A 19137-nucleotide genomic window follows, 5' to 3' on the forward strand; every position below is an offset into this window, starting at 1 on the left:
ATTAAATAGATCACTAATTTAATGTAATTGGTATAAATTACCATAAAGCGATACTTACTCTTTTATAAAGTAAATATCGCTAAAGCCCATACGGGCAAATTCTTGGTCGCGAAAGTTACGAACAGAGGCCGACCCTTTTGAGGTCATTTCTATTTGTTGTACCATGCTTAAGTAATTAGTCAGGTCAATACCTTCAGCAGCAGCAATTGCTTGATACATGTCGTGGTATTTATCTTTAGCAAAATTAATCTCGCGTGGTTGGTTTTTAAATGTATAAGTGATTCTGCGTGCCATATTTAGCTCATTTCGATTGAGTGTTACGGTGATTTTACACTGTATTGAACTGGCATTGAACGATTTTTTGAAATCAAATAATTAATATAAAGAGTTTAAAATGAAATTATCAGTAGAGATCAGTAAATACCCATTGCACCAAGATTACATCCCGTTTATTCAGGGCTTTATTGACCGATTAAATGAATACGATGACTTGAAAGTGATTACAAATACACTATCAACTCAAATTTTTGGTGATTATGATTTAGTAATGCAGGTGTTAAATACCGAAATTAAACGTTCATATGAAGAGTTTGGTAAAGCTATTTTTGTATGTAAGTTTCTCTCTGGCGATTTATCGCCTGAATAACCTATAATACCAACCTGCATAAATCTTTGATCAATTTAACGAATTAAATTGCACTATAACGTCGTTAAAATTTTTTATTTAGAACAACTAGATACAAAAATTTTTGCCTAGTTCTAGCGTAATTTTCTTAACGTTAAATAGACCCCGTATATAAGCAGATTGGTATAACAATCGGCACAACTAAACGGTAACTGCATAATATGGACTTTTTAACACAAACCTTAAGTGGTTTTACAGCAATGTCGCATTGGGAATACATTGCGGTAGGGTTGTCTATGGCCTACTTATTATTAGCAATAAAAGAAAGCCTATGGTGTTGGCCAGCTGCTTTTTTTAGCACGCTTATTTATACAATAATGTATTGGAATGGCGCATTACTTATGGAGTCATTACTTAATTTTTATTATATGTACATGGCTGTATTTGGCTGGGTTGTGTGGCGTAAAGGCAAAGCTGCAAATTTAAATATTACATCGTGGTCTATAAATCGTCATGCAGTTCTAATTAGTTTAACAACCGTAGCTGCAATAGCTATTGGTTACGTTATGCAAAACTATACTCATGCCGATTTTGCTTATCTTGATAGCTTTACAACATGTTTTGCAGTAGTAACTACTTACTTAGTGGCTAAAAAAGTCCTCGAAAACTGGCTGTATTGGATTGTAATAGATGCAGCGTCTATGTATTTATATTACGAAAAAGGCTATTACCCAACGCTAGCACTCTTTATCTTTTATACCATTATGGCGGCGTGGGGATTTAAAACTTGGTATGAAGAATACGAACAAAGCCAAGCTAAGCCTGTTGCACAGCTCTAATAGATGATTACTAAGACAGAGTTAATTAAAATATGTAGCGCGTTTACAGAGGCTCAGAGCATTGTTAAATGTGAACGGATAATTAATGGCTTTAGTAATCACAACTTTTTAATACGCACTGAACAGCAAAGTTACTTATTAAAGTGCTATAAAAGCCATTGGCCAAATATAGGGCTTGAAGCACAGCGTTTTTTAAGTGGCTTTAGTGTATGCCCAGCACCTATTTGGCTAGACAAAGTAAATCAACATGCAGCCTTTAATTATATTGAAGGTGATGTTGCTCAATCACATATATCGAGTATTCCGCGCAGTTTAATCAATAAACTAGTTCAAGTGCATAATTACGATATTAAAACCGAACCAATGGATATCGCGAAAGAACTATTTTGTTATCAACAATCGTTGGTTTATAAACAATACCAACCGCAAATTGAAGCCGCATTAAAAGTAATTTCAAGGATGTCATTTGATGAAGGCTTTTGTCATAACGATTTAGTTAAAGAAAATATAATAGTAAACGCCACTGGCATGTACTTAATTGATTTTGAGTACGCCAAAACTAATGATGTATATTTTGACTTAGCATCCCTTGCTGTTAGCTTTAACTTAAGTGAGCACAGTGAAAGCATATTATTAGCTGATTATAAAAAATGTATAAGCGGGGAGTTTAAGTTTACTCAATCAATAGATAAACTTAATAACTATAAGCTGCTTTATTTGGTGTTATGTGTAGGGTGGTATGAGCAACGCGCTATAAGTAATAAAAGTGTTGAATTACGCGCGCAGCTTGATGACCTAATTAGCCAAAATAAGATAAAACCTTAACTACTTTTTATTCTATTTAAAGCCCACCAAAACGCTCTGCCAGCTCTTTATATTTAGTTACTTCATCAGTATCAAATTGTGGCTCACCGTTTTCATCTTGCGATTTAGCTATTAATAAACTTTCTCGGGCTAGGCGTTTTACTCGCTCTGCTTTTACACCTAAAAACTCAGCAACTTGCTCTGTAGACATTAAACTCATAATTACTTCCTCGTGTTAAAAATATGCACAGCGACAATTATAGTAAAATGTTGCTAAAGCGTTACCTTTCTTATCTAATATTAATAAATAGCGTGTTTTTACATTATTGTGAAGTGTTTTATTTAAAACAGCTTAATTAATAGGCATGTAAACTAATGTTGCTAGCATTTAACGTAAGATCTCTTTATTATTGCGCATGCTAAAGCACTGATATCGCGAGTTGGTGTGGCGGCAACAAATGTGCTCTCGTGGTGAAATGGATATCACGTGGCCCTCCGGAGGCTGAGTTGTAGGTTCGATCCCTACCGAGAGCGCCATTTGCTTTATATTGTTTAGTATAACCTTGTTATTTATTCCCCCACTATCTACTCTTATTATTTCAAATGTTCGTTTTTATATTCCTAATTTACTAAATAGAAAATCAATAAAATGCATTTTCCTGATAAATTTTGAAAGTTAATTATAAAAACAGCTTTCTAGTAAATCATACAATACAAATTATTAAAATTTTACTCAACGTTATGTGATTCATATACGATTGCAGTAGTAAATGGGGAAAGTCGATTCAATGTTAAATAGTCAATTAGAAATACTAGCTCAAGGACGCGCTTATCTTGAAGGTGTAACTAAAGAGGATTATTCGCAAATCGTTACTCCTAACTTTATTAGTTCGGCAGGCTCGCATATGCGCCATATTATCGATCATTATCAATCGTTACTGGTTGGCTTTAATGTAAAAAGTGTTGACTATGATTATAGGTTAAGAGGCGGTGATATTGAAAGTTGTCCAAAGGCAGCAATCAGTAAAATTGATGAAATAGCATCGTGGATTGAACAGCTCAGTGAAAGTAATTTTAATGAACCATTATTACTTTCAACTGAAGTTTCGATTAAAAGCAAAAATGTACAAACAGTAACGACTTCATTAGCACGAGAGCTTATTTTTGTAGGCAGTCATGCAGTACATCATTATGCGATGATTTCGCAAATATCATTTGCTCAAAAATCACAATTCGATCAAAGCTTTGGCTTAGCGCCAAGTACGGCTACTTTTTTAAGAGAAAAAAATCAACTAATGCAAACTAAGACGACTCAAAATTAAATGTGCACTTTAAGCTACTTTTTAACTGAAGATGGTTATGAGTTGTTTTTTAATCGTGATGAACAAAAAACGCGAACAAAGGCATTACCGCCAAAAAAGCATAATGGTAATGTAATCTATCCAACCGATCCGCAAGGTGGTGGTACATGGTTGGGGGTTTCGAGTTTTGGGCAAACGTTAGCATTATTAAACGATTACCAAAGTGTATTTGATATAGACGCAGTTAAATACAGTCGAGGAGCTTTAATACCATTACTATTGAACAATAATGTAAGTGTTTTACAGCAACTACAAAATTTAGATTTATCGGGATATGCACCATTTAAGTTGTGTATTTTCCCCGCTAAATTATCACTAAATAATAACGATGTTAATTTTATTAGGTGGGATGCTAAGCAGTTAACTCAATGCGAAATTGAACCGATTGTTACGTCATCAGGGGTCGAATTAGAGGTCGTAACTAAAAAACGACTACAACAATTTAAAAAAATGATTGATTTAAGACACCCAGTAAGCGAGCAGTTTTTAGCATTTCACTATAGTAAAGATAAGCAAGGGCAATATGGCGTTAATATGCACCGAGATGATGCTATGACTGTCAGCATTAGCCATATTCAGGTAAGTAATACTATTAGCTTTGATTATTTAGATAAGCAATCTCAACGAATTAGTAGTGTTAATTGTCTAAAGTCAGCTACATCATAAGTTATGTAATTTATATCAAATAGCGCTTAAATGAATACTTAAAAAGCCGAAGCAATTAATTGCTTCGGCTTTTTAGTGGATTAGTACTTAATCAATTTGAAGAATTAAACCTGACGCTAACTGCGTTAAAAATCTCTGATATACAGCTACATGAATACAGGAGATAGAGCAACACAGGAGCAATTGCCGAGAACAACTAAATAACGAATTTCTACTTTGTTATCTTCAAGGTTTTTTACCTCAAAATAGACTATTTAATTAAGCGAATTAGTATAAGCAGCTTCTGGGTAGTTTACGTAATTATCTTTTTTATCACCAAGGTAGAGCTTTAATAGCTTTTCCGGAGCGCTAGGTAAGTGAACGCTCAAAAGTAGCCCTGGAGTGTGATTAAAGTTGCTATCAATTCCCATGCAATGAAATTGAGCGCCTAACTTATGGTATTGCTTTAATAAAATAGGCAGGTCTTTTTTATCGGACTCTATCCCCATTACTAAAGTTGATACTTGCTCGATGTTTAATGTGCGGTTATTAATAAAATCGGTAAATTCTGGGTGAATCTTATTATCAAAAGGTGTATTTGCGTTTACGCCATCTTTATTATTTACCATTGTATGGTCAATAATTGCTACAGAGCGAGGATCATAAAGCTTACTGAGTGAAACCGTGCCGTATAATGTTCGGTAACGTGGGTTTTGCGCCATATACACACCAATCCCTTTAAACAACAATAACAACCCATGGTAGCTCCCTTGATGTTCCTCAACTATAAATGAGCGACCCATTTCTAAGCATGGCTGTTGTTGATTAATAAAAGAGGGTTCAAAGTTAAACATTTGCGACAAATATAAAGCACTTATGTCATTATTTTTTAGTAATAAATCAGTTTGGCCTATTCGGTAAGCCCCAATGATTTCTTCATTTTTATGATCATAAATAAACAAATGCATATAGGTTGCGTCAAATTTATCGGTATCGCACGGCTCGCCACTCCCTTCATTTAATGTACGGAAGGTTATTTCTCTAAGGCGAGTTATTTCCGCTACGCAATTAGGTATTTGCTGTTGATAACCGTAATAAACAGAGTAGTTTTTAAAATCGACTAAATGCTGCTCACTTGGCAAGTTAGATAGTTCGTTCGTCATTTTTGTTTTATCAACATCGGGCATAATTGCTTTAAGTTGAGTTGATTGGTTATCATCTTGCCAAGGTGTTATGTAACGTTCATCATTTAAATAACACTGCAAACGAGCTATGTCATTAACGTCGACAGTTTGGTCAAACTTACCTAATAATTTTGATGTTAGTAAATTACCAGCACTTAAGCTAATAGTGCTTTTTTGTATTTTAAGTAATTCTCGCACCAACATGAGTAGTCTAAAACGGTAATAAATTCGTCCTAAATTATGAAACGCTGGGCTGTTTTCGCCACTAATAAAAACAGGTAATAAAGGGGCTTGTGTTTTTAGTGCTAACTGAGCTGCTAATCTATTCCATTCAGCATCGGTTATGCGCTGTTTATCAGATTGAAAAAATGAGACTCTTCCTGCCGGAAATACAACAAGTAAACCATCGTTATTTATGTGTTTAAAGCATTGCTTAATAGCGGAAGTATTAATAGCGGCTTTTGGCTTTAGTGGATTAGCAAATATAAAATACTCTTCTATTTCTTTAAATATTTTTAAACCTACGTTAGCCATTACTTTTGTATCTTTACGATAATTAGTTAATAACTTGGCAATAATCACGCCTTCAATCATTCCATAAGGATGATTGCATACCACAATACAAGGACCTTCCTGAGGTATTTTACTTGTTACACCTTGAGCACCAATTACATTTATACCTAATACATTTAAAAGCTTCTCGCTAAACTCTTGTTTAGGTAAACCCGATAAATTATTAGAGAGGTAAATATTACGTAGTTTATTTATGCCTAATAAACTGTCGAGCAACGGAGCTGCTACTTTTAATATATGACCTAATGGCGAAGCGGTGTTTATTGCTGCCACACTTAAATTTGATACAGGTTGGTTTAGTTTTGTCATATACGTTAATACTCTTAAATATTTAAAGCTGCTATTAGTTGTTATATTTATTTAGACCGAGGTTAAACAATATTATGTTCAAATTAGGTTAATTAAGTTCGATTTTTTATAATGATTAGTTAAATATCAATAAGATTTAGTTTTACTCATAGAGAAAGTAACGCTCGTTACAACAATACTTAAATTGAACTACAAGTTACGGTGTTAGTTATTTATCATTACCATTAACTCAAAAAGTAGACTTTTAGGGTTGATAGGTGTTATTTAATACACATATTTATTTTTTGTAGAAAAACTCACTTTTATGCTTATTACTTTACCTATATCAGAGCTTGTACCTGGCATGTATGTCGATAGCGTTACTAAGCAACATGAAGGGGTCAACAGCATAAAAATTAAAACGAGTGGCTTAGTGCGCGATAAATCTATTATTAAGCGTTTAGTTGCAGAGGGAGTGCTTGAGCTTTTAATTGATTTTGCTAAAGGTGATGCTGCAATACCCGGCAAATATAAACCGCAAAGTAAACTTAAAACGTCTAACAGTCAGCTAAAGCCTGAAAAAGCTAAGTTAATTATAACTATAGAGCAAGAATTCTCTAAAGCAAGTGTGAGCTATGAGCAAAATAACCGAAAATTACAATCCTTATATGGTGATCTAACATCAGGTCTTACTATCAATATGAAGGTGCTTGATGAAATTGCTAATGAAATAGTTAGTTCTGTTTTTCGTAACGCTAATGCTATGAGTATTCTTACTCGTATCAAAGATAAACACAGTTACAACTGGCGTCATATGATTAACTGCGCCATTTTTACCGCTGTATTTGCTAAATATTTGGGATACAAACAAGCTGTTGTGCAAGAACTTGCCATGGGCGCTTTACTCCATGATTTAGGTCAAGCCAAACTACCTCAAGGTATATTCTCAAAACCAACTAAAGTTACGAATAATGAACTGCTGGCAATTAAAAAACATGTAGCACAAGGTTTAGCTTTAGTTAAGGGTGAAAAGGGCGTTACACCACTTATGCTCGATATGATAGTGAATCATCATGAAAGATTAGATGGCTCTGGTTATCCACGAGGAATAGAAGCTGAAAAACTAAGTCGTCCGGCACGTATAATGGCAATAGTTGATGTATATGATGCAATGACTGCCGACAGACCTCATCAAGAGGGCGATGAGCCTATTAATGCATTACGTTATTTATTAGCCAATAAACAGTTATTTGATGGAGAGTTAGTACAACGATTTATAAAATGCTTAGGTGTTCATCCAGTAGGCACTATTGTTAAGTTAACAAACGAACGTTTAGCGTTAGTACTTGAGGGGAATGTACTTAATCCTATTAAGCCTAAAATTAAGCTATTTTATAATGCTAAGCATAAACATCATATTACAGCGAAAGACATCGATTTGAGTGAGCACACTCAAGAGCTTAAAATTTTAGCGAGTGTTAAGCCACTCGACTACCAAATTAACTTATCTCGTTTATTGAAGGAGCATTTGTTAGCGTAGATTTTTTGCACTGCTTATACTTATATTGCCTAGCTGAAATAAACGCACCTAAAAAACAACTTCCCATTAGCGTTAACCATAATAAAGTACCCAGCTCTACATGCAGTGCTAAGCAACAAAGCGCTAATGAAATTAATGCGCTAAACATAGCCCCAAGCCAATAATGGTTTACTGGATTATCGCATTGACCTGCTTGGGTACATGCACAGTAGTTAGCCTTGTAAAAGCAGAACACACTTGCACCACAAAAAAAAAGTCCAGCCACAATGAGTGAAATGGTCACTATTTTATTCCCTTTGTTATTTTATACTCAGTGTAAATTGCTAAATTTTTCAAGTCAATCTAAATGATAACTAATTACATTTAGAGTATATGCTCTAATAGCACACTTCTAGTCCGATGAGTTTTAATTAGTTGTTAAAATGCCGTTAAAAATCATGTTTTTTGCTGTTTTTTAACTTATTCATAGAGTTTTTTACAAAAAATTAAGGTAGTGTGACAAGGTTTGAAACCCTAATAACAACACACATAGTTATCCAAACAGTTCGTTTGGTGAGGACACAACAATGAAATTTACTAAAACTCTTATTGCAGCTTCGCTTGCATTTGTTTCAGCTGACAGTTTTGCAGCTGCGTTTCAATTATCAGAGCAAAATGCATCGGGTTTAGGCCGTGCATATGCTGGTGAAGCTTCTATTGCAGACGACGCGTCTGTTGTTGCTCGTAACCCAGCACTAATGACTTTATTTAAAGAAAAGCAACTAAGCGTTGCAGCCATTGGTGTTATCCCTGATGTAAGTATTGAAGGTGAAGGCACTAATAACGGTATTGATCCTAATGCATTAGATGATGACAGTATTGCTCCTAGCGCTATTGTTCCTGCAATTTACTTTACTATGCCATACAACGACAGAGTATCGATTGGCTTTGGTGCATTTTCTAACTTTGGTTTATCTACAGAGTTTCAAGATGATTATGTAGCTGGTCAAATTGCTGGTGAGACAGAAATATTTACAGTAAACCTTAATGCAAGCGTTGCATATAAAGTATCTAAGCAATTTAGCTTTGGTATAGGCTTAAATGCTATTTATGCTGATGCGACTGTTATTCGTAAAGTGGGTGCAAATGCAAGTGGCTTTGATTTTGGTACTGATGCAGTAAACCTTCAAGGTGACGACACTGGCTTTGGCTTAAACGTAGGTTTAATGTATCAGTTAGATGAAAATAGCCGCTTTGGTTTTAACTACCGTACAGAAACTGATATTACGTTTGATGGCGATTTTTCTAACGGATTACCAGCCGCTGCAGGTGGTACTGGTGGTGCTGAGCTTCCTGGCTCAGTAGAAATTACTTTACCAGCTATTGCTGAGTTTTCTGGTTCTCATCAGTTAGACGACAAATTAGGTTTACACTACAGTGTATTATGGACTGGCTGGAGTAGCTTTGAGTCTTTAGAAGCACAAGTAACAGCACCAACTGGTGATAAGTTTGTTGGATTTGAAAAAGATGAAAGCTTCAGTGATTCATTCCGTTATTCTGTGGGTGCTGACTATCAACTAAATGAAGATTTATTACTTCGTGCCGGTGTTGCATTTGATGAGTCGCCTGTATCACAAACACACCTATCAATTTCGATTCCAGATACAGATCGTTTTTGGTTCTCGTTTGGTGGTAACTACACAATAGATCAAAACTCTAACGTTGATTTAGGTGCGAGTATTATTCGTGGTAAAACACAAAACTTTACTGAAGCTGATGATTCTGGCAGTGAATGGTCTTTTGAATCAAAAGGTCATGCAGTATTAATTGGTGCTCAGTACAACTACAAATTTTAATATTTGTATAAATGCTTAGGGCTTAGGCTCTGGGCACAAAAAAGCCGCTCACTTAATAATATGAGCGGCTTTTTTAATACCTATTAAATAGTGTTAATAGGCATTTTTATGAAAGCTTATAAACTTTCTATTTTAGTTTTTTGCTCAAGTAGCTTAGTTTTAGCGTCGCTAAACTCAGCCAGTTTTGCATTTTCTTTAGCAAGTACCGCTTCAGGTGCGTTGTTTACAAACTTTTCGTTAGCGAGTTTGTTTTGCACTTGTGCTAGGCCTTTTTCGGCTTTTTCGAGCTGCTTATTAATACGCGAAAGCTCGGCTTCTACATCAATTAAGCCTGCCATTGGGATCATAATTTCAAGGTTGCCAACATAAGACGTTGCACATGCAGGTGCGTCATCTTTGTTTTCAAGCATTGTAAACTCTTCAATTTTTGCAAGTGATGCTAAAAATGATTTGTTTTCTTCAATGCGGCGCACGTCGTCGCTCGATGCATTTGCAAGTAATACATTAAGTGGCTTACTTGGACTAATATCCATTTCACCACGAATATTACGAATCGCTAAAATGAATTGTTTAACCCACTCTAAATCGTCCATCGCTTTAGCATCAACGCTTGCTGCATTATATACTGGGAACGGCTGAACCATAATACTGGTATTTGCTGTTTCAATGCCTGCAAGTGGTGCAACACGTTGCCAAATAGTTTCTGTTATGTATGGCATCATTGGGTGCATTAAACGCAGTAAGCTTTCAAGTACGGTAATAAGTGTATTACGTGTACCACGTTGCTGCGCTTCATTGCCTTTAAATAATACCGGCTTAGTTAGCTCTAAGTACCAATCACAAAACTGGTTCCAAGTGAATTCGTAAAGCGTGTTAGCAGCTAAGTCAAAGCGGTAGTTATCTAGGTGTTCAGTATAGGTTTTAACGGTAGCTTCGTATTGACCTAAAATCCAGCGATCAGCTAATGAAAGCTCTGTTTGAGCGCCATTTGCAAAACCACAGTCTTGCTCTTCTGTATTCATTAATACGTAACGGCTCGCGTTCCATAATTTGTTACAGAAGTTACGGTAACCTTCAAGGCGGTTCATATCCCAGTTAATATCACGACCGGTAGATGCCATTGCAGCAAGGGTAAAGCGAAGGGCATCGGTGCCGTGTGCTTCAATACCGCCTGCAAATACTTTACGCGTATCTTTTTCGATTTTAGCGGCAAGTTTTGGCTGCATCATGTTACCAGTACGTTTTTGTACTAGGTCTTCAAGTTCAATGCCGTCAATCATATCTAGTGGGTCAAGTACGTTACCTTTTGACTTAGACATTTTATCGCCATTGTCGTCACGTATTAAGCCAGTTACATACACGGTTTTAAACGGAACTTGTGGTTTGCCATTTTCGTCTTTTACAAAGTGCAGCGTCATCATAATCATGCGCGCAACCCAGAAGAAAATAATATCAAAACCAGTTACCAGTACATCAGACGGGTGGAAGGTTTTTAAATCATCGGTATTTTCTGGCCAACCCTGTGTAGAGAACGTCCAAAGCGCTGATGAGAACCATGTATCAAGTACGTCTTCGTCTTGGCTTAGCGTTACGCTGTCTGCAATGTTGTTTTCACGGCGTACTTCAGCTTCGTCGCGACCAACAAATACGTTGCCTTCACTGTCGTACCAAGCTGGAATACGATGACCCCACCAAAGCTGGCGTGAAATACACCAATCTTGTACGTCGTTCATCCACGAGAAGTACATGTTTTCGTATTGCTTAGGTACAAATTGAATATCGCCGTTTTTAACAGCGTCTTTTGCCGGTTCAGCAAGTGGTGCAACACGTACATACCATTGATCGGTAAGTAGTGGCTCAATTACAACACCAGAGCGGTCACCGTAAGGTACGGTTAAACCATGATCTTCAATTTTTTCTAGTAAGCCTAGTTCTTCAAATTCTGCCACAATCGCTTTACGCGCTGCAAAACGATCAAGCCCATGTAGGCGCTCAGGAATTGGCGCATCAAACTCAATTTCTTTACCATCAAAGGTGTATGTTTCACCTTGGGTTAGAATAGCTGCATCTTTATCGAAAATGTTGATCATTGGCATTTGATGACGTTTACCAACTTCGTTATCGTTAAAGTCGTGCGCTGGGGTTATTTTTACACAACCCGTACCTTTATCTTTATCGGCATGTTCATCAGCAACAATTTTAATACGACGATTAACGATTGGTAATAAAATCTCTTTACCAATTAAATCTATGTAGCGTTCGTCATCTGGGTTTACTGCAACACCCGAGTCGCCAAGCATGGTTTCTGGACGGGTTGTAGCTACTACAATGTAGTCTTTTCCGTCTTGTGTTGTAACGCCATCAGCTAGTGGGTAACGTAAGTTCCACATGTGGCCTTTTTTGTCTTTGTTTTCAACTTCAAGATCAGAAATAGCCGTGTGTAATTTAGGATCCCAGTTTACTAGGCGTTTACCACGGTAAATTAGGTTTTCTTTATGAAGGCGTACAAACACTTCTTTAACGGCTTCAGATAAGCCATCGTCCATTGTAAAACGTTCACGATCCCAATCAACCGATGCGCCAAGGCGACGAAGCTGCTTGGTAATAGTTCCGCCCGATTCTTTTTTCCATTCCCAGATTTTATTAATAAAATCTTCGCGACCTAAATCGTGGCGTGTTTTACCTTCTTCGGCATGAAGCTTACGCTCAACCAACATTTGCGTTGCAATACCTGCGTGGTCAGTACCTACTTGCCATAATGTGTTGTTACCTTGCATACGTTTAAAACGCGTTAGGGTATCCATTATTGTATCTTGGAAGGCGTGGCCCATGTGTAAGCTACCAGTGACATTTGGCGGCGGGATCATAATTGAATATGGTACGCCTTTACCAGATGGCTTAAAGTAGCCTTTTTGTTCCCAGTCTTGATATAGAGACTGTTCAATATCTTGCGGATTGTAGGTTTTATCCATTACACAGAACCTTAAATAAGTACTTAAATTAGTTGGTTAGCTATTTAACTAAACGTGTTTTTAGTTATTAATATCTTGCGTGGTGATATTGGCACCGAGTTGGCGCAGCTTTTTAAAGCGCTCGCGAGCAGCTTGCTTAGCAACGGGTTCTACGGGTACAAAATCAAAAACTTGGTTAAATCGACGAATAAAATCCGGCAAGTTATTAGCCAAATTTATTAAAACTTTACGATTACCAACAGGAGGCGTTATGCCAATTTCTACAGGTGCGCCACCTTTAGGGCCTTCGCCTTGTAAATTATGTGGCACAAAGCTGTCGGGATCGAATGCCCAAATTATTTCATCAATGGCACAGGCGGTTTCGTTGTTATCTACACATATAAATACACGTTGACCATTTCGATACTGATCGGCTGCAATTTGAGCTGCCAAAGCAAAATGATCATCTGGCTTTGCCAACGATTCATCTTGTTGCTTTAGAACGAAAAATTGTGCGTTCATGTTCATTGTATCGGGGCTTCCCATGACATTGAATGTGTATTAAGTTGATACACATAAATTAAGAGGCAGATTTTGCCATATAACGCGTTTTGCTTCAATTAATACACAAATAAATAAGGCGCCAAACGGCGCCTTATAAACAGGTTTAACTTAATTTAATGTTTAATCTTGAGCTGCTTCGCTCACACCTGCTCTATTTAATAAATATTGAGTAAGCATTGGTACTGGTCGACCGGTTGCGCCTTTTTTAGCGCCACTTCTCCAAGCCGTACCGGCTACATCTAAATGTGCCCAGTTATATTTTTTAGTAAACTTAGATAAAAAGCATGCTGCAGTAATGGTGCCAGCAGAACGCCCGCCTAAGTTTGTAAAATCTGCAAATGGGCTATCTAGTTGATCTTGATAATCATCCCACAGTGGTAACTGCCATGCACGATCGCCACTTTGCTCAGATGCTTTTAATAAGTCGTGCGCTAGTGGGTTATGATTAGACAGCAAACCAGTTGCATGTGCACCAAGTGCTACTATACATGCGCCTGTAAGCGTTGCTACGTCAATAACAGTATCTGGATCAAAGCGCTCAACGTACGTTAATGCGTCGCACAATACTAAACGACCTTCTGCATCGGTGTTTAACACTTCAACTGTTTGGCCTGACATTGTTGTTAAAATATCACCAGGACGATACGCATTTGAGCCTGGCATGTTTTCACAGCCGGCTAAAATACCAATAACATTAATAGGTAATTGCATTTGTGCTAATGCGCGCATTGCACCAATAACACCTGCTGCACCACCCATGTCGTATTTCATTTCATCCATGCCTTCTCCTGGTTTTAATGAAATACCGCCAGAGTCAAACGTTAAGCCTTTACCAACCAGCACAATCGGAGCTTGGTCATCAGCGGTACCTTTGTAGTTAATAATCGACATAACTGATTCGTTAACACTACCACGACCAACAGCTAGGTAAGAGTTCATACCTAGCTCTGCCATTTGTTCTTCGCCAATCAGATCAACAGTAATGTTGTCAAAATTAGTTGCAAGCTCTTGTGCTTGTTCACCTAAGTAAGCGGGGTTACAAATGTTTGGTGGCATATTCGCTACGTCTTTACATAGCTTGCTACCAGCTGCAATAGCCAAACCGTGCTCAATAGCGCTTTCGCCTATAGTCAGTTCGCGACGCGTTGATACGTTAAATACAATTTTACGAAGTGGTCGGCGCGGATCTACTTTCTTACTTTTTAATTGATTGAATGTATATAAACAATCTTGCGTAGTTTCTACTGCTTGGCGTACTTTCCAGTAGGTATCGCGACCTTTAACGTGTTGCTCTGTTAAAAAGCATACCGCTTCCATCGAGCCTGTATCGTTTAAGGTATTTATTGTTTTAGAAATTATTTGTTTGTATTGTTTGTCGTCAAGTTCACGTTCTTTACCACAACCTACAAGCAATATACGTTCGCTTAATACATTAGGTACATGATGCAATAATAAAACTTGACCTGGTTTTCCTTCTAAATCGCCACGGCGAAGTAAGTTAGAGATATAACCATCACTTATTTTATCGAGTTGTTCACCAATGGGGGATAACCTACGTGGCTCGTAAACACCAACCACAATACACGCACTGCGTTGTTTTTCTGGGCTACCACTTTTTACGCTAAATTCCATTGTCACTCCTGATTTTGAGTCATTTAGGCTATTAATAAGGGCTAAAAAAATAATTTCTAGTCTTACCCGCTCAGCTTATGTAGAGATAATACTCATTTTAGCTGATTTTTTCTGACTCTTACTGTGTAATTGAACTTTATATGCATAAGGGCTACTAATGCAACATTATATCGTGCACTTAGGTAGGATAATTAATTTTGATGGCTTATAATAATACTCTATTTGCCAGATCAAACTGGATAAAATAGCTATTTAACTATCCAATTATCACTATTGTAGTGAAATTCCATGTTTAACAGGGGCGAGCATTGCTTATTTTCCGTTATTTGACCGCTGAGGTTTTAAAATCGCAGGTCGCCGTATTTTTAACTTTAATGACTATATTTTTGTCACAAAAGTTAGTTGTTATTTTAGGTGATGCCTCTGAGGGCAGCATTCCGGCTAAATTAGTGTTATCGATGATAGCGCTTAAGTTACCGCAACTTGCTTCTCTTATATTACCGCTGAGCATATTTTTAGGCATTATTTTAGCTTACAGTCGTATATATGCCGACAGCGAAATGACCGTGCTCAAAGCTTGTGGGGTAAGTGAGTGGTATGTTGTGCGAGTAACACTTATATCAAGTGCAGGGCTTGCCTTTTTAGCCGCTGCGCTCACCATGTATTTAGCCCCTTGGGCAAGTGAGCAAGAATATCAATTAAAAGAACAAGCTAAAGCGGATGCCGGGTTATCTGCACTCAGAGCAGGGCGTTTTCAAGAAACCGGTAACGAAAAAGCCGTGGTGTTTATCCATAATATTGAAAAGGGCGGCAAAGAGCTAAATAAAGTGTTTGTAGCACAATTACCCGATAGTGAAAAAGATAACCTTGCGCGCCTAGTATATGCAGAGCAAGGTGTTGTTGTTGAAGCGCAAAATGGCGAACAACAATTGGTACTAACCGACGGTAAACGTTACGAAACAGACGGCACTACACCTGCACTTAATTTAACTGAGTTTGATGGTTATAGCGTACAAATTCGAGAACAAGAAATAGAACATCAGCGACGTAAGTTAGAAGCGGTACCTACCAATCAGCTACTTGCGATTAATACACCAGAGTCAATAGCGCAGTGGCAGTGGCGACTAGCCATACCACTTTCAATACCGTTACTTACATTACTTGCTGTGCCTTTAAGCGTGGTTAATCCTCGCCAAGGTAAATTTGCCAAATTAGTACCTGCGATTAGCCTATATTTAGGTTACTTCATTTTACTTAACGCCGCTAAATTTGCAGTAGAAGACGGGAAAATACCACCTTCAATTGGTTTATGGTGGATTCACTTAAGTGCACTCTTTATTGGTGGGTTATTAATAATTAAGGGACGACCACTTGGCGCTTGGCTTAAAGCTGTAATAACTAAGCGGGAGGTAGGCTCATAATGAAAATGCTTGATTGGTATTTGGGTCGCAGTATTTTACAAACGACAGGCTTTGCACTTTTGGTGCTTGTGGGTATAAGTACTTTAATTAAATTTATTGAACAGCTTAAGTCGGTAGGGCGCGGTAGTTACGATTTAATGACCGCCATGCTCTACACTTTGTATACAATACCTGGCGATCTTGTTGTTTTTTTCCCTATGGCAGCATTGATCGGAGGCTTAACCGGCTTAGGGGCACTTGCTTCAAATAGTGAGCTGGTGGTTATGCAGGCAGCGGGTATGTCACGTCTGCAAATAATTGTATCTGTAATGAAAACCGCTGTATTTATGGCTATCTGTATGATGGCGCTTGGTGAATGGGGTGCTCCCGAAGCACAGCTGCATGCTAAAGAAATGCGTAATCAAGCAATACACGGCGGCGATGTTTATAATGCACAAAAAGGTGTATGGGCTAAAGATGGCAACAATTTTATTAATATAGAAGATGTTGATCAAAACGGTATGCTGCATGGTGTGCATATGTATCATTTTGATAAATCGTTAGATTTAACGCAAATAACCAAAGCTAAAGAAGCTGTAAGTCGTAAAGATGGTTGGTTACTGCGTAATGTAAACAAGGTAATAATTACAGATGAAAAAACTTCGACTGAGCAGGTAGCTGAGGAATTTTATACTTCACAACTCACTGCTGAAAAGCTCGGTGTTGTATCGGTAAAACCTGAGTCGTTATCGTTTACTGGTTTATGGTCATACTTAAGTTATTTACAGCAAAATGAGCAAGATACGAGTACTTATGAACTAGCCCTTTGGCGCAAGGTCATGCAGCCAATATCTGTTGCAGTCATGTTATTAGTCGCATTATCATTTATATTTGGTCCCCTTCGTACTGTAACTATGGGGGCACGTATAATAATGGGCGTAGTGACAGGCATTGTGTTTCATTTAACAAACGAGATATTTGGTCCTGTTGTAATGGTTTATCAAATTCCTGCATTTGTTGGGGCGGTATTACCAAGTATTATATTTATAGGTTTTGCAACTTACTTAATGAATAAGCGGGTTTAATGCTTTTAAGATAGTTTAGATAATAACTTACAAGATAAAACAAAAAAGCGTGACCAATGGTCACGCTTTTTTGTTATTAGTGATCTATTCAAGCTTCGCTCATAGTACTTAGGTTGCTTAACTCTAATCTAGCTCACGATATATACGCTTGTTTTCTTCTTTAGTTAACGCAATAACTTCTGTTTTAGAGATGTAATCCTGCAACGCTTTTCTGTTTTTAAAATCAATGATTAATAATAAATTACCCAATCCAAGTAATGCGCTTAAACAACGAACAATAGATTGCGACCAACTAATAAGTTCACCATCTTTGGTTTGTACTTTTAAACGCCATGCGCGCATTCCGATGGTTTGCCCACTTTTAGTCCAAAAGTAAGTAAAAAAGAAAATGTTTATACCGACAAATAATGCACTTCTAATACCATACAACAAAGGTGAATCTTGTATCAAAGCAGCAGGGTCTTCTGTTTGGGCAATAACACCTAAAGAAGTTAATGCTTGGATAACCGCAAAATAGAGTATGGCGGTTAGCATAGATAAAGAAATTACAACTAATGCATCGTAAATTAACGACGCAAATCGGCGCCAAAAACCAGCTCGTGGAAACTCACCAGACATAAATATACTCTCATTATTAATATGTACGTTAGTTTATCAAATAGGTTAATAAATACTAGGATCTATGCTGTCTCAACAAAGTGTAGAAATAAGAGTTGCCTTAAAATGTTAATGGTTGCTTAATTGTTAAGCGGTTGATCACACTTATACTATAAAACGCTTGCTGCTACCTTTATTGTTTGTATAATGCTTAGCATAGAGACGAAGGCACATTAATAAGCTTTAGCTCTAAAGTGGTTTTTCTTTATCTTCTCGTGTTTAGAAGGTCAAAGAAAAATGACGCCAGCGTGATGAAATTGGTAGACATGGGGGATTCAAAATCCCCTTCCGAAAGGAGTGCCGGTTCGAGTCCGGCCGCTGGTACCACTTTTTATAACCCCGACCAAATTGGTCGGGGTTTTTTTATGTCAAAAATTTGAGTGCAGTAAACTCAACTGCATTTACTCGCGGACACCACCCATTTAAAATATTTTCACGTTTAAGTGAATTTTAATTAAAACCTTTATATTCGTTATTATCAGAATGTAGTGATCAAATGTTGTAATAGGCGAGACCTCTAAAGCTATTATCGTTTTACTGTCTTCTTAGGGTTCTTTAAATATAAATTGAGTCATAGCTTTTTGTCACAACAGATTAAAAAATGTATCTAATACTATATATAGTGAACACAGTATTTTACTCCTTCTATAATAATACGATAAAGGTATATAGCTGGTATGGGTTTGGTGAGCTTAAAAGGCTTCTATCAAAAGCTTAATACCTTTAATCCTGTTATAGGTAAATGTCTAAAAATAAGCACAACTGTACTTGTTGTTTATATTGTATATATAACAGTGTTATTAAGTTATGAGTCAGAGATAGTGCTTTACACAGCTATTGTTGTAAATGCAGCCTGATTTTTGAGCATAAAACCCTATGCAGACCTTTATTTGTATAGCTTTCATACTAAATTTATTTAATTGTCAAAAAGCTGAAATAAAGTATTGACCCTCACTCGTTTATCCCTATAATGCGACCCCACTGAGACGGGAAACGCCAACGCCTAGCGAGGAGCGAACTACTCAGAGAGTTAAATAAAACTTCGGTTTTAAATTATCTAAAAAGAAAGTTTAAAACTAAGTGTTGACTCGAAAAATAAAGGGTGTATTATTCGCATCCCTTGAGACGCTAAAGCGACTCAAAACGTTCTTTAA

17 protein-coding genes and 2 tRNA genes are annotated in these 19137 nt (G+C 37.1%); 11 read left to right on the forward strand and 8 right to left on the reverse strand.

Features of this window, described 5'->3' with window-relative positions; translation table 11 throughout:
- Positions 1 to 54 precede the first annotated feature (54 nt).
- Positions 55 to 294: a DUF2960 domain-containing protein gene (locus I6F65_RS16820; protein WP_011329083.1), complete on the reverse strand. Its 240-nt coding sequence runs from the start codon at positions 292 to 294 to the stop codon at positions 55 to 57.
- Positions 295 to 394: 100 nt separating this feature from the next.
- Between I6F65_RS16820 and I6F65_RS16825 the strand changes: the two genes are divergently transcribed.
- The 3 genes from I6F65_RS16825 to I6F65_RS16835 all read left to right on the forward strand — a co-directional run bounded on the left by I6F65_RS16825 (position 395) and on the right by I6F65_RS16835 (position 2289).
- A complete protein-coding gene (locus I6F65_RS16825; RefSeq protein ID WP_007587304.1) occupies positions 395 to 646 on the forward strand; it encodes a hypothetical protein in 252 nt (83 codons plus the stop codon).
- Between the two features lie 200 nt (positions 647 to 846).
- Complete coding sequence (gene pnuC / locus I6F65_RS16830) at positions 847 to 1464, forward strand: nicotinamide riboside transporter PnuC (RefSeq protein ID WP_024611985.1); 618 nt, start codon at positions 847 to 849, stop codon at positions 1462 to 1464.
- Positions 1465 to 1467: 3 nt separating this feature from the next.
- A complete protein-coding gene (locus I6F65_RS16835; protein WP_197114044.1) occupies positions 1468 to 2289 on the forward strand; it encodes a phosphotransferase in 822 nt (273 codons plus the stop codon).
- A gap of 16 nt (positions 2290 to 2305) precedes the next feature.
- On the opposite strand, the gene I6F65_RS16840 is transcribed toward I6F65_RS16835, so the two are convergent.
- Positions 2306 to 2488: a hypothetical protein gene (locus tag I6F65_RS16840; RefSeq protein ID WP_024611987.1), complete on the reverse strand. Its 183-nt coding sequence runs from the start codon at positions 2486 to 2488 to the stop codon at positions 2306 to 2308.
- A gap of 242 nt (positions 2489 to 2730) precedes the next feature.
- On the opposite strand from I6F65_RS16840, the gene I6F65_RS16845 reads away from it, so the two are divergent.
- From I6F65_RS16845 to I6F65_RS16855, 3 genes are all read left to right on the forward strand, one after another.
- Positions 2731 to 2805: transfer RNA gene (locus tag I6F65_RS16845), tRNA-Arg, on the forward strand.
- A 251-nt stretch (positions 2806 to 3056) separates the two neighbouring features.
- Positions 3057 to 3590: a hypothetical protein gene (locus I6F65_RS16850; RefSeq protein WP_166115023.1), complete on the forward strand. Its 534-nt coding sequence runs from the start codon at positions 3057 to 3059 to the stop codon at positions 3588 to 3590.
- Complete coding sequence (locus tag I6F65_RS16855; RefSeq protein WP_197114053.1) at positions 3591 to 4295, forward strand: NRDE family protein; 705 nt, start codon at positions 3591 to 3593, stop codon at positions 4293 to 4295.
- Positions 4296 to 4549: 254 nt separating this feature from the next.
- Here the strand turns inward: I6F65_RS16855 and I6F65_RS16860 are convergent, their stop codons facing one another.
- Positions 4550 to 6340: a lysophospholipid acyltransferase family protein gene (locus tag I6F65_RS16860; RefSeq protein ID WP_166115017.1), complete on the reverse strand. Its 1791-nt coding sequence runs from the start codon at positions 6338 to 6340 to the stop codon at positions 4550 to 4552.
- A gap of 304 nt (positions 6341 to 6644) precedes the next feature.
- On the opposite strand from I6F65_RS16860, the gene I6F65_RS16865 reads away from it, so the two are divergent.
- Entirely contained in the window at positions 6645 to 7859 is a 1215-nt protein-coding gene (locus I6F65_RS16865; RefSeq protein WP_197114055.1) for an HD-GYP domain-containing protein, read from the forward strand.
- On the opposite strand, the gene I6F65_RS16870 is transcribed toward I6F65_RS16865, so the two are convergent.
- Complete coding sequence (locus I6F65_RS16870; RefSeq protein ID WP_197114057.1) at positions 7819 to 8142, reverse strand: hypothetical protein; 324 nt, start codon at positions 8140 to 8142, stop codon at positions 7819 to 7821. The two genes, I6F65_RS16865 and I6F65_RS16870, sit on opposite strands and share 41 nt — an antisense overlap.
- Before the next feature lie 283 nt (positions 8143 to 8425).
- Between I6F65_RS16870 and I6F65_RS16875 the strand changes: the two genes are divergently transcribed.
- Positions 8426 to 9694 (forward strand): outer membrane protein transport protein, encoded by a 1269-nt coding sequence (locus I6F65_RS16875; protein ID WP_197114059.1) that lies wholly within the window; start codon positions 8426 to 8428, stop codon positions 9692 to 9694.
- Positions 9695 to 9810: 116 nt separating this feature from the next.
- On the opposite strand, the gene I6F65_RS16880 is transcribed toward I6F65_RS16875, so the two are convergent.
- The 3 genes from I6F65_RS16880 to pepA all read right to left on the reverse strand — a co-directional run bounded on the left by I6F65_RS16880 (position 9811) and on the right by pepA (position 14841).
- The gene (locus I6F65_RS16880) at positions 9811 to 12666 is read right to left on the reverse strand and encodes a valine--tRNA ligase (RefSeq protein WP_024611993.1); all 2856 of its coding nucleotides are present in this window, start codon (positions 12664 to 12666) and stop codon (positions 9811 to 9813) included.
- A 60-nt stretch (positions 12667 to 12726) separates the two neighbouring features.
- Positions 12727 to 13173, reverse strand: coding sequence for a DNA polymerase III subunit chi (locus I6F65_RS16885; RefSeq protein ID WP_024611994.1), 447 nt, complete (start codon positions 13171 to 13173; stop codon positions 12727 to 12729).
- Between the two features lie 156 nt (positions 13174 to 13329).
- Complete coding sequence (gene pepA, locus I6F65_RS16890; protein ID WP_197114061.1) at positions 13330 to 14841, reverse strand: leucyl aminopeptidase; 1512 nt, start codon at positions 14839 to 14841, stop codon at positions 13330 to 13332.
- 308 nt (positions 14842 to 15149) lie between these two features.
- Here pepA and lptF point away from each other — a divergent pair, with 308 nt between their 5' ends.
- Complete coding sequence (lptF, locus tag I6F65_RS16895; RefSeq protein WP_166115185.1) at positions 15150 to 16262, forward strand: LPS export ABC transporter permease LptF; 1113 nt, start codon at positions 15150 to 15152, stop codon at positions 16260 to 16262.
- Positions 16259 to 17326: an LPS export ABC transporter permease LptG gene (lptG, locus tag I6F65_RS16900; protein ID WP_024611996.1), complete on the forward strand. Its 1068-nt coding sequence runs from the start codon at positions 16259 to 16261 to the stop codon at positions 17324 to 17326. The genes lptF and lptG overlap by 4 nt, the downstream gene beginning before the upstream one ends.
- A 123-nt stretch (positions 17327 to 17449) precedes the next feature.
- Here the strand turns inward: lptG and I6F65_RS16905 are convergent, their stop codons facing one another.
- On the reverse strand, positions 17450 to 17944 hold the full coding sequence (locus I6F65_RS16905) for an RDD family protein (protein WP_197114063.1): 495 nt from the start codon (positions 17942 to 17944) through the stop codon (positions 17450 to 17452).
- A 281-nt stretch (positions 17945 to 18225) separates the two neighbouring features.
- Here I6F65_RS16905 and I6F65_RS16910 point away from each other — a divergent pair.
- A tRNA-Leu gene (locus I6F65_RS16910) sits at positions 18226 to 18310 on the forward strand.
- The last annotated feature ends 827 nt before the right edge of the window (positions 18311 to 19137 follow it).

The organism is Pseudoalteromonas sp. SWXJZ94C (genome assembly GCF_015864385.1).
Lineage (GTDB): Bacteria > Pseudomonadota > Gammaproteobacteria > Enterobacterales > Alteromonadaceae > Pseudoalteromonas.